Origin of the sequence: Sediminitomix flava, assembly GCF_003149185.1 — a bacterium.
In the GTDB taxonomy this organism is placed as follows: domain Bacteria; phylum Bacteroidota; class Bacteroidia; order Cytophagales; family Flammeovirgaceae; genus Sediminitomix; species Sediminitomix flava.
In genome coordinates this window covers 967,024-978,847 of record NZ_QGDO01000003.1, presented here as the reverse complement: position 1 = coordinate 978,847, position 11,824 = coordinate 967,024, and the positions used below count along the sequence as shown (strand labels likewise).

Below are 11,824 nucleotides of genomic sequence, written 5' to 3'. Positions count from 1 at the left end.
AGAAATTAATAACAACACAACACTATTCTATACCCCCAAAACATAAATATTTGATCTCTAAATAATCATCCATTCCATATTTAGAACCCTCTCTCCCATTTCCACTTTCCTTTATCCCACCAAATGGAGCTACAGCCGTTGAAATCATACCTGTATTAATACCAACCATTCCGTACTCTAGACCCTCAGCCACCTTCCAAATACGTCTCATATTATTTCCGTAAAAATAAGATGCTAAACCATATTCTGTATGATTGGCAGCTTCAATAACCTCTTCATCAGTTTTGAACTTGAAAATTGGAGCTACTGGTCCAAATATTTCTTGCCTAGACAAATCCATCTCAGAGGTAGCATCACAAATTACTGTTGGCTGATAAAGTGTATGACTATCAGAATCACTCTTCCCTCCTAGTGTTAATCTCGCCCCTTTATCTAAAGCATCTGAAATAAGATGATTTACTTTTTCAACAGCTTTCTTATTAATCAAAGGACCTATCATTACTCCTTCATCAAAACCATTTCCAACTTTCAGTTTTTCAACTTCTAGTGTAAACTTTTCGATGAATTCTTCATAAACCCCTTCTTGAACGTAAAGGCGGTTTGCACATACACAGGTCTGTCCAGCATTTCTGTACTTTGAAGCAATAGCACCTTGAACGGCTTCTTCAATATCAGCATCATCAAATACAATGAATGGCGCATTTCCACCCAATTCCAAAGAAACTTTCTTCACTGTATCAGCTGATTGTCTCATTAACTGCTTACCTACTGCTGTCGATCCCGTAAATGATAACTTTCGTACAATAGGGTTATCTGTTAAAGCCTTACCAATTTCAGCCGCATTTGTTGAGGTGATGATATTAAATACGCCTTTTGGAAAACCTGCTCTTTCTGCCAATTCAGCAAGTGCCAAAGCAGATAAAGGTGTTTCTTCAGAAGGTTTAATCAGAACTGTACATCCTGCGGCTAAAGCAGGAGCCACTTTCCTTGTAATCATTGCATTCGGGAAATTCCAAGGAGTTATAGCTGCGACAACCCCCACTGCTTGCTTCAATACAACAATTCTTTTATCTTCTCCATGACCAGGAATTACATCTCCATAAACTCGTTTTGCTTCTTCAGCAAACCACTCTACGAAAGACGCCCCATACTTTATTTCACCTAAAGCTTCTGGAAAAGGTTTTCCTTGTTCTGCAGTAAGAATTTTAGCGAGATCTTCAGCATACTCAATTTGCAAATCAAACCATTTTCTAAGAATAGCAGACCTCTCCCCTGCTGTTTTCTTATTCCAAACTTTAAAAGCTTGATTTGCAGCATCAATCGCATTAGAAACCTCTGAAGTACCCAAATCAGCGACATAGCCCAATTCACTTTGATCAAATGGATTGTATACTGTAAACTTCTGTCCATTTGAAGCTTCAACCCACTCGCCATTTATATATGCTTTATCCTTTAATAAGGAAGGTAATTTCAAATCCATCATAGTTATTTCTTTCCAAGAACCTTAATTAATGCATCTTCGAACACTTCCAGACTTTCCTCAATTTGTGATTTCGAAACAACTAACGGCGGAATCCAACGCAAAACATTTTTATAACTACCACAAGCAAGAAGCAATAATCTGTCTTGCAGACAAGCTTGTAAGACTTTTGAAGTTGTTTCAGCATCTGGATTTCCTTCCGCATCAGTAAACTCAGTCGCTACCATCAAGCCTTTACCTCTTATGTCTCCTATAACAGGGTATTTTTCTTGAAGTTCTTTCAGACCTTGCATTAACTGCTCACCTCTTTCTTGCGCATTTTCTATCAACCCTTCAGCATAGATCGTATCGATTGTCGCACACGCAGCAGCTGATGCAATTGCACTACCACCTCCGTATGTTCCGCCATGTGTCCCTGCAATCCATTTATCCATAATTGCTTGGGTAGAAGCAATACCTGATATAGGTAAACCACTTCCTAAACCTTTTGCCATTACGATAATATCTGGTTTTATATCTGCATGCTCAAAACAGAATAACTTACCTGTACGTCCAAAGCCACTCTGCACTTCATCCATTACCAATAAAATTCCGTGCTCATCACAGATCTCTCTAAGCTTTTGTAAAAATGGTGCTGGAGCAGGTATATATCCACCTTCACCTAAAATTGGCTCAATGATAATTGCAGCAGTTTCATCTGGAGTTGTTTGACCTTGGAACAATAAATCCAATTGCTTTAGACAGAAATCTGTTGCCTCTTCCTCTGACCAACCGTAGTAATAACTTGCAGGGAAAGGACTAACAAAAATTCCTCCTGGCAAAGGTTGATATTTATATCTGTAAACCGTTTTTGAAGTCGTCATAGCCATTGCCATATGCGTTCTTCCGTGGAATGAACCTTGGAAAACAATTACATGCTGACGACCTGTTGCTTGTTTTGCAAGTTTTACACAAGCCTCTGTAGCTTCTGCACCGCTATTGGCAAAGAAAAAACGATCGATATGAGGAGGTGTGATTTTATTAAGTTTTTCTGCCAACTTAATAGTCGATGGAGGAATCACACAGTTCATCTGACCAAAAAGAAGTTGAGGAGCTTGTTCTTGCACAGCTTTTACAATATTCGGATGACAATGCCCTGTATTTACTACTCCAATACCAGAAGTAAAATCAGTAAATCGATTTCCTTCTTCATCATATAAATAAATACCTTCTCCTTTAACTGGCTTCAAATCTGTAAGATGTGTCCAAACAGGAGATAGTAATTGTTTTGAATCAATAGTTAGTTCTGCGTTCATATTATTAAAAAGTGTTGATGTTATTTATGATAGTGCTACCCAAATAGCTTTTTCTTGAGTATAAAGTTCAATGGCACTTTTACCCATTTCTTTTCCTATACCGCTTTCTTTAAATCCTCCAAACGGTACAGATGCATCAAACATGTCGTAGCCATTTATCCAAATAGAACCTGCCTTTACTTGTTGAGCAAATTGATGTGCTTTTGTAATATTCTCAGTCCAAACACCTGCAACTAAACCATAATTTGAATCGTTCGCTCGATCTACAACCTCTTCAAAAGATTTAAAGGCAGATACTGTAACCACTGGCCCAAAAATCTCTTCTTTTACAACTGCATATTCGTCGTGTTTTGTAGAGAATATTGTTGGTGAAAGAAAATATCCATTTTGTAGATCACCTTTTATTCGATCACCTCCTAATAGCAATTCGCCACCTTCTTCACGACCTTTCTCGATATAGCCCATCACTCTTTCAAGTTGCTGAAGACTTATCAAGGGGCCTAAATCTGGATTATCGATACCTTTCCCAATCGTTAAAGCTTCTGCATTTTTGATTAACTGCTCAACGACTTGGTCATATTTATTTTCTTGCACATAAATTCGAGAACCAAGTGTACATTCTTGCCCCGAATTATAGAAACTACTCCAATGAAGACTCGCTGATACTTTCGATAAATCAGCATCATCAAAAATCACATTAGGCGATTTCCCTCCCAACTCAAGACTAACTTTCTTTAAGTTACTTTCTGCTGCTGCTACCATGATCCTTCTCCCTACTGCAGTTGAACCTGTAAAACTGATTTTGTCAACATCCATATGTCTGCAAATCAGTTCACCTGTTTGCCCAGCTCCTGTCAGAATATTAACAACTCCTTTAGGGAAGCCTGCCTCTTGAATCAGTTTCCCTAAATATAGAGCTGTTAGTGAAGTTTGTTCGGCAGGTTTTAGTATACATGTATTTCCGCAAGCGAGAGCTGGCGCTAGTTTCCAAGCGGAAATCATCAACGGAAAATTCCAAGGAACGATTAAACCAACAACACCTAAAGCTTCACGTTGAGAAAAAGCTACTTTCCCATTCCCTACAGGAAAAGAACTCCCCTCTATTTTATCAGCCCAGCCTGCATAATATCTAAAATGTTGAATTGCTCCATCAACATCGTAAGTTGCCTTGTCTAATGGTTTTCCATTATCCAAACATTCTAGTTCAATAAATACTTGACGATCTCTTTGCATCAAATCAGCTAACTTCCAAATTAAGTTTGCTTTTTCATGCGCTGACACTTCAGTCCATTCATTTTCAAAGGTAGACCTTGCTACTCTTACGGCTTCATCAACATCTTTTTCAGTAGCAATTGCAAGTTGGCTTAGTATTTCTCCATTTGCTGGGTTAATACTATTCAAGTACGTATTGGTAGATGGTTGAACCCATTCTCCACCTATAAAAAGATCATGCTTTTGCTCCAGAAAACGTTGTGTTTCTGATTGAAGCATTGGGAAAAAATCAGTGTTCATAAGTTAAATTTTATTGTATTGTTGGTTAGTACATAGCTAGTTTGAGTGCTGTATTTAATAATACGTCTGCACCATTAATTACATCTTCCTTCTCTGCTTTCTCCAATTCATTATGACTCAAACCATCTTCACAAGGAATGAAAATCATGGCTGTAGGGGTTACTCTTGATAAATACACAGAATCATGCCCTGCTCCACTAACCATTTTCATATGTGGCACTTTTAAATCTTCGACAGATGCTTGAATGGCTTCAATTACATCTTGAGCAAAAGCAACTGGAGGTGAATGCCAAATTTCCTCAAGGGTAACTTCAATACCATTTTGATTATGATATTGTGAAATGATTTCTTGAAGTCTATAGTGCATTTCATCCAAAATCTCACTTTGTGGATGTCTAAGATCTACGGTAATATTTAACTCTGAAGGCACTGTATTTCTTACTGCAGGAGTAGGCACAATATCCCCGATTGTAGCACGTGAGTCTGGTGCAAATTGTTCTGCCAATTGGTAGATCTCGTTCAGTATTGGTAAAGTTGCTTTTACTGGATCTTTTCTTAGATGCATTGGGCAAGGTCCTGCATGCGTTTCTTTTCCTTTTACTTTCAGATCATACCATCTGATACCTTGTACTCCAGTTACAACTCCTATTGATTTCTTTTCAGCTTCTAGAATTGGTCCTTGTTCAATATGTACCTCAATGGAGGCAGCATAAGTACGTTCACCAATCGGAAATTCACCTTTATAACCAATTTGATCTAAGGCTTCGCCTAAAGTTACACCTTCTTTATCTTTCTGATTATAGGCATATTCTAAAGTGAACTCTCCAGTAAATACACCTGACCCGATCATTGCAGGTGAAAAACGAGCACCCTCTTCATTTGTCCAAGACACAATTTCAATAGGAGCTTCAGTGACAATATCAAGATCATTTAGACTCTCAATCACTTCTAAAGCAGCCAAGACTCCGTAAACCCCATCATATTTACCTCCAGTAGGTTGGCTATCAAGGTGACTCCCCATCAAAATCGGATTAAGATCAGCTCTTTTCCCAGCTCTTCTAGCAAATAGATTCCCCATCTGATCAATCTCTATGGTACAACCTGCATCCTCACACCATTTGATAAATAAGTCTCTACCTTTTTTATCTTCTTCTGTTAGTGTAACTCTACAAACTCCACCTTTTGGAGTTCCTCCGATCTGAGCCATCTCCATCATTCTAGACCAAAGACGTTCTCCATTAACTTTCAGAACTTCGCGATTTTTAAAAATTGTTTTATGTTCCATCAAAATTCAATTTTAAAAAGTTGGCATAAAAAGATGGAAGTCACCTAAAACTCCTACCAACAAATAACCTAAAATGCAATACTATTTGTCTGATACATTTGCTTTACTTACATCATGAGATGCCCATTTCAGAACCTTGAAATACATGGTTGTTTGAGTATCATAAACACCATCAATGGACATAATCGACTCATGCATCAAACTTATTAGTTCGTTATTGTCTTTACACTGCAAATTTATTTCGAGGTTGTACTCCCCTGAAGTATGAGCAAGAAAGACTACTTCATTTATTTTCAATAATTCTTCAGTTACCTGATTCACCTTGGCAACGGGTTTCACATCAATCATAACTCTTGCATATGCGTTATACCCTGCTCTTACAGGATCAGTCCAACCGATAATGTGAAGAATATTTTCCTTTACAAGCTTTGTGTATCTATTTCTTATCGTTCCCACAGAAGTATTCATTTCCTCTGCGATATCTGTAAACGACTTTCTCCCGTCTTCTTGCAAATGCGCAAGAATCTCAACATCAACTTTGTCTAATTGAAACATATGTAATTGTATACTTATAGTTTGATTCGTATAAAAATTAAAATAAATAGGGGATCTAACTTTTAATCTACAATCTAATCAAAAAATAGAAATTGAAAATTATGCAATTCAAAACATATAAACCTGCATAATATTCAATATATCAAGTTTCAATTTCAGCTATCATTCATGATAATTAGCTTATTTCAATCCTAACACTACCTTAATCAACGATTTTCACAAACTAACACAAAGTGCTTATTTTTTATTTTCACACAATATTACTGCAATATTTTCAATAATGTTTTATATTTATGAAAATATTTCACCTAAACGCACAAATATGAACACTCAAGAACTAAATATCTCAAAGGAAATTTGGGAAAAAGATCAAGCACATTTGATTCACCCATATACCAATTACAAAAAATTCAATACTGAAGGCTCAGTTGTATATGCTAAAGGTGAAAAACATTGGATTTTCGATGCTGATGGGAATAAATATCTAGATGGCATTGCAGGTTTATGGTGTGTAAATGTTGGACATGGTAGAGAAGATATAGCAGAAATTATGGCTGCTGAGGCTAGCAAGCTTGCATACTATAACACTTTCGAAGATGCTACTTCTATTCCTGCTGCAGAACTTGCGGCCAAACTAGCTGAAATTGCTCCAGAAAACCTGAATCATGTATTTTTCGGAACTGGTGGGTCAATGGCTAATGACACAGCAATAAAAATGGCTCATTATTATTTCAACTTGAAAGGACTTCCTAAAAAGAAAAAAGTCATTTCTAGAGATCTAGCCTATCATGGAAGTACATTTTTAGCTCATACACTTACAGGTATTCATTCTACTCATATCGGATTCGATCTTGTAAAAGACCTTGTTCACTATGTTTCTGCACCTTATACTTATAGACGCCCTGCAGAATTAACAGAAGAAGAGTTCTGTGATTTTCTTATCAAGGAATTAGAAGATAAGATCAATGAAGTGGGGGCTGATGAAATTGCTTGTTTTATAGCAGAACCAATCTTAGGTGCTGGAGGTGTACTTGTTCCACCAAAAGGTTATCATAAAAGAACTTGGGAGTTATGCCAAAAAAATGACATTCTATATATTTCAGATGAAGTAGTAACAGCATTTGGACGATTGGGAGAAATGATTGCTTCTGAATCCATATATGATGTAAAACCAGATATTTTAGTGATGGCTAAAGGAATCTCTTCAGGATACATTCCTTTAGGTGCTACAATGATTTCGGATGAAATCTTTGAGGTTATCAGCCAACCGAAAGAAGGTAATCCATACTTCTCTCACGGCTTCACTTATTCTGGTCATCCACTAGCATGTGCTGTAGGACTTAAAAATATTGAAATCATGGAAAATGAACATTTCTGTGAGCATGTTCAAAATCTAGGTCCTTACTTTGAGACACAACTAGCATCACTATCCGATCTACCAATCGTTGGGGATATTAGGGGTAGTAAATTCATGCTTTGTGTAGAGTGTGTAAAGGATAAAAATACTAAGGAAGGTTTTGCCGATGAGGTTACAATTGCAAAACGCATCTATTATCATGCAAAAGAAAGGGGATTAATCGTCAGACCTCTTGGAAGCTTACTTGTACTTTCTCCTCCTCTTACCTTTGACAAAGATGCAATTGATGAATGTGTCTACATATTAAGAGAAAGTATTTTGGCTAGTATGGAAGATCTCATCAGAGAAGGCATCTTATAAGAAATATGGATATATTCATATTTCTTAAAATATTTAACTAACTTAAAAGCTATTTTTTAGAACTAATTATTGTGTCTATGTCTATATTCAAAAGGAATAAAAGGTCGTATTGGTATTGTTTTAATTTTGTTTTACTCAGCAGCCTTCTTTTACAGCAATGTGTTTCAACAAACACTGTTCATCAAGATGATAAAAACTCTGAGCTAAAGGTTGTTCGCCAAGCAGCCGAATTTGAAAAACAAAAAGGATTGATACTCATATGGCCTCCTTTTGATCATTTAGAAGGAAAGTCAAATAGTGAGGTTACTCTTGAAATCCTTAAGAATGTAGCTCCTCACACTCCAATAACTGTTACCTGTGCCACAGACTCTATCCGATTAATTGCTGAAAAGAGAATTCAGGAAGTATTACCAAACTTAGATATTAATGTAAAAACTATCCCTTCTGTTGAAATTTGGGCTAGAGATATGGGACCTAATTTTGTGGAAACAAATGATGGTAAACAAGCTATAGCTGATTTCAACTTTGATGCATGGGGGTATGCTGACACTTTAGATGCAGATGCAATAGTTGAGGAGAAGTTTGATGAAAAAATTGCAGAACTTTACGATTTACCTATCATTTCATCTTCATTGGTGAGTGAAGGAGGTGACAGAGAAGTAAATGGTAAAGGAACACTATTGACAGTAGAAACAGTAGAATTTGGAAGGAATCCGAATTTGACAAAAGAAGAAATTGAGAGTGAATTCCAACGCTTATTAGGCGTTTCAAATATTGTATGGCTTAAAAAAGGTTTGCACGAAGATGACCATACTTTCAATGGCCCTATTCTTACACATGAAGGGTCAAAAGCCTATACAGTTATTACTACTAATGGTCATATCGATGAATTTTGCCGATTTGTAAATGATTCTACAATTCTTTTGGCACAAGTTGATTCTTCAGATCTTCATGACCCAATTGCTATGGAAAATCATAAACGAATGGAAGAAAATTACGAGATTTTGAAGAGTGCAAAAGACCAAGATGGAAAACCATTCAATATTGTAAGAATACCTCTTCCAAAAACTATTTTAGCTACCATGAAGCCCGGAGATGGTGTTTATGACTACATTAGTACTTTAAATTACACTGATGGCTCTAGTTTCCCTATTGGAGAAGAAGTACCAGTAATAGCTGCAGCTAGTTATTTAAATTTCTTGATCACAAATAATGTGGTTATTGCTCAAAAATATTGGTCTGAAGGAATGGATGAATCTATTAAACTTCGTGACAAACAAGCTTTAGTTACTCTTAAATCAGTATTTCCTAATCGTAAAGTAATTGCGATTGATGCCCTTGCAGTCAACTTGGGCGGTGGTGGAGTTCATTGTATTACAATGCAAATTCCTTCTAATAAAGCACAAGCTTTATAGAAACATCATCATACTGAACTCTATTATAAACTAACTACTTTTTATGATGAATACTAACTTTTTACTTTCTGTAGTACAGTCAAGTACTCCCATTGAACACATGGGATACTGGAGTTTACTACCTACTATTGTTGTAATTATACTTGCGATATACAGCAAAAAAACATTTGAATCATTATTACTTGGTGCAATAGTTGGCTTTGTCTTACTAAAGCAAGAATTATTTTTTAAAGCCTTTACTTCTAGCCTATTAGGCGTAATGAATGATGAAGTTATTGGATGGGTGATATTAGTCTGTGGTTTATTTGGCTCCCTTATTCATTTACTAGTAAAATCTGGAGGAGCAATGGCATTTGCCGATTATGTCTCAAAATATATAAAGAGTAAAAAAGGGGCTTTAGTTATCACGTGGCTATTGGGACTTTCTATTTTCATAGATGATTACCTAAATGCACTTACTGTTGGTTCTTCAATGAAGAAAGTAACCGATAAGTTTAAAGTTTCTAGGGAAATGTTAGCCTACATTGTTGATTCAACGGCAGCACCCGTATGTGTACTTGTACCTTTTTCAACTTGGGCGATATATGTTTCGGGTTTATTAGAAACTCAAGGAATGGCTCCTCAGGGCGAAGGGCTTCAAGCCTACCTTAGCGCAATCCCGTATTTTGTATATGGTTGGGTAGCTTTTCTTATTGTTCCTCTGGTCGCTATGGGTATTATCCCTGCCTTTGGACCAATGAAAAAAGCGGAAAAACGAGCTCAAGAAGGACAGTTAGCACCCAATAACTCTGAAGCAATTAGCCTGAGTTTGAGTGCTACAAATAATGATTACCCATCAAACCTACTCCACTTTGTACTTCCTATCATAGTACTGATTACCGCTACTATTGTTTTTGATACTGACGCACTTATGGGAGTTATAACTGCTATAAGTTTTACAGTAATCTATTACACTGTAGCTAAAGTAATGACGGTTACCTCAGCTATGAAAGAAGTCTTTGAGGGACTCAAAAGCATGGTATATGCTTTAGGAATCATTATTATGTCATTTGTACTAAAAGATGTAAATGAAGCGTTAGGACTCACTCAATTTATCATCGATATGGTTTCACCTTGGATGAGTAAAGCTTTATTGCCTGCTATTGCATTTACAGCTTTAGCTTTAATTACTTTTGCTACGGGATCATTCTGGGGAACATATGCCATATCTCTTCCTATCATGATTCCTCTATCTCAAAGTCTTGGTGTTGACCCTTGGCTATCGATAGGAGCTGTTGTCAGTGCTGGTGCTTTTGGTTCGCACGCTTGTTTTTATGGTGATACTACAGTCTTATCATCTTCAGCTTCTGGTTGTAATAACATTGCACACGTAATGACACAATTACCTTATGCATTACTAGCTGGAGGTATTTCAACGCTGATTTACCTTATACTAGGTTTTATCGCTTAAAAAATACATCAATGATTAAAATAACCTCATGCTACATTTAAGATGAAGCATGAGGTTTTCTTTTATAAAACCATAAAATGTGTTTGGGTACATGTGTTTTGTGTTATTGGCATTCCTCTAGAAATCCGATATTTGTATTATCATCAAAAAGAATGAAACCATGTCAGAAGATATCATCAGAATTAAAAGCATTAGTGAGCTCCATAAAGGACTAGGAATGGAAAAACCTAAGCACCCTTTAATCACTATCTTAGACTTCTCAAAAGTTTGTCTTCCTGAAGAATTAGTAGGTAAAAAAATGACAAGTGATCTGTATTGTATTTCTCTGAAAGATGCAGATTGTGGGCTTATCTATGGTAGAAATCATTACGATTTTGATGAAGGAGTACTAATCTTTACTGCACCTGATCAAGTAATGACTGGAACAAAAGATTTTGAAAAGGAAGACAGAAGTGGTTGGATGATGTATTTTCACCCTGATCTAATCAGAAGATCTGCTCTAGGTGATAAAATAGATAGTTATACATTCTTTTCTTACGAAGCTCACGAAGCACTCCATCTTTCTGAAAATGAAGAGCGACTTTTAAACCAAACTGTTGAAAATATAAAATTGGAATATGAGCAACGTATTGACGATCATAGTGAACAAGTAATTGTTGCAAGTTTGGAGCTTTTATTAAGTTATTGTTCTAGATTCTATGCTAGACAGATGAATACAAGATCAAACCACAATAAAGATATTGTAAGTGATGTTGAAAAACTGCTGAAGGAGTATATCAATTCAGACAGAATTGTAGATCAAGGCGCGCCAACAATTCAGTTTTTGGCAGAACAAGTACATTTATCGGCTAGCTACCTCAGTGATTTACTTAAGAAAGAAACAGGTCGTAGCGGAAAAGATCATATCAATGACTTTCTTGTTTCAAAAGCCAAGAATAAACTACTTAGTTCTAAAGATTCTGTGAGTGAAATAGCCTATTCATTGGGCTTTAACTATCCGCATTATTTCAGTAGACTATTCAAGGCAAAAACAGGCATGAGTCCACTAGAATACAGACAATTAAACTAGAAATTGATTTTTAATCTATAACTTATGTGAGGGTATTTAAACCCTC

At 36.3% G+C, this 11,824-nt stretch carries 9 protein-coding genes; 4 read left to right on the top strand and 5 right to left on the bottom strand.

Features of this window, described 5'->3' with window-relative positions:
* Positions 1-22: 22 nt before the first annotated feature.
* The 5 genes from BC781_RS15485 to BC781_RS15465 all read right to left on the bottom strand — a co-directional run bounded on the left by BC781_RS15485 (position 23) and on the right by BC781_RS15465 (position 6,127).
* Positions 23-1,483 (bottom strand): NAD-dependent succinate-semialdehyde dehydrogenase, encoded by a 1,461-nt coding sequence (locus BC781_RS15485; RefSeq protein ID WP_317047241.1) that lies wholly within the window; start codon positions 1,481-1,483, stop codon positions 23-25.
* A 2-nt stretch (positions 1,484-1,485) separates the two neighbouring features.
* Complete coding sequence (locus BC781_RS15480; protein ID WP_109619347.1) at positions 1,486-2,775, bottom strand: aspartate aminotransferase family protein; 1,290 nt, start codon at positions 2,773-2,775, stop codon at positions 1,486-1,488.
* A gap of 24 nt (positions 2,776-2,799) precedes the next feature.
* Positions 2,800-4,287, bottom strand: a complete 1,488-nt coding sequence (locus tag BC781_RS15475; RefSeq protein ID WP_211323826.1) for an aldehyde dehydrogenase family protein — start codon at positions 4,285-4,287, stop codon at positions 2,800-2,802.
* 25 nt (positions 4,288-4,312) lie between these two features.
* Complete coding sequence (locus tag BC781_RS15470; protein WP_109619345.1) at positions 4,313-5,572, bottom strand: Zn-dependent hydrolase; 1,260 nt, start codon at positions 5,570-5,572, stop codon at positions 4,313-4,315.
* 81 nt (positions 5,573-5,653) lie between these two features.
* On the bottom strand, positions 5,654-6,127 hold the full coding sequence (locus BC781_RS15465) for an Lrp/AsnC family transcriptional regulator (RefSeq protein ID WP_109619343.1): 474 nt from the start codon (positions 6,125-6,127) through the stop codon (positions 5,654-5,656).
* A 322-nt stretch (positions 6,128-6,449) separates the two neighbouring features.
* On the opposite strand from BC781_RS15465, the gene BC781_RS15460 reads away from it, so the two are divergent.
* The 4 genes from BC781_RS15460 (at position 6,450) to BC781_RS15445 (ending at position 11,778) form a co-directional block, all read left to right on the top strand.
* Positions 6,450-7,844, top strand: coding sequence for an aminotransferase (locus tag BC781_RS15460; protein WP_109619425.1), 1,395 nt, complete (start codon positions 6,450-6,452; stop codon positions 7,842-7,844).
* Between the two features lie 77 nt (positions 7,845-7,921).
* Positions 7,922-9,259 carry an agmatine deiminase family protein gene (locus tag BC781_RS15455; RefSeq protein WP_109619341.1) on the top strand — a complete coding sequence of 446 codons (1,338 nt, stop codon included), beginning with the start codon at positions 7,922-7,924 and terminating at the stop codon, positions 9,257-9,259.
* Positions 9,260-9,302: 43 nt separating this feature from the next.
* Positions 9,303-10,709 (top strand): Na+/H+ antiporter NhaC family protein, encoded by a 1,407-nt coding sequence (locus tag BC781_RS15450; RefSeq protein ID WP_211323825.1) that lies wholly within the window; start codon positions 9,303-9,305, stop codon positions 10,707-10,709.
* Positions 10,710-10,869: 160 nt separating this feature from the next.
* The gene (locus BC781_RS15445) at positions 10,870-11,778 is read left to right on the top strand and encodes a helix-turn-helix domain-containing protein (protein WP_109619339.1); all 909 of its coding nucleotides are present in this window, start codon (positions 10,870-10,872) and stop codon (positions 11,776-11,778) included.
* Positions 11,779-11,824 lie beyond the last annotated feature (46 nt).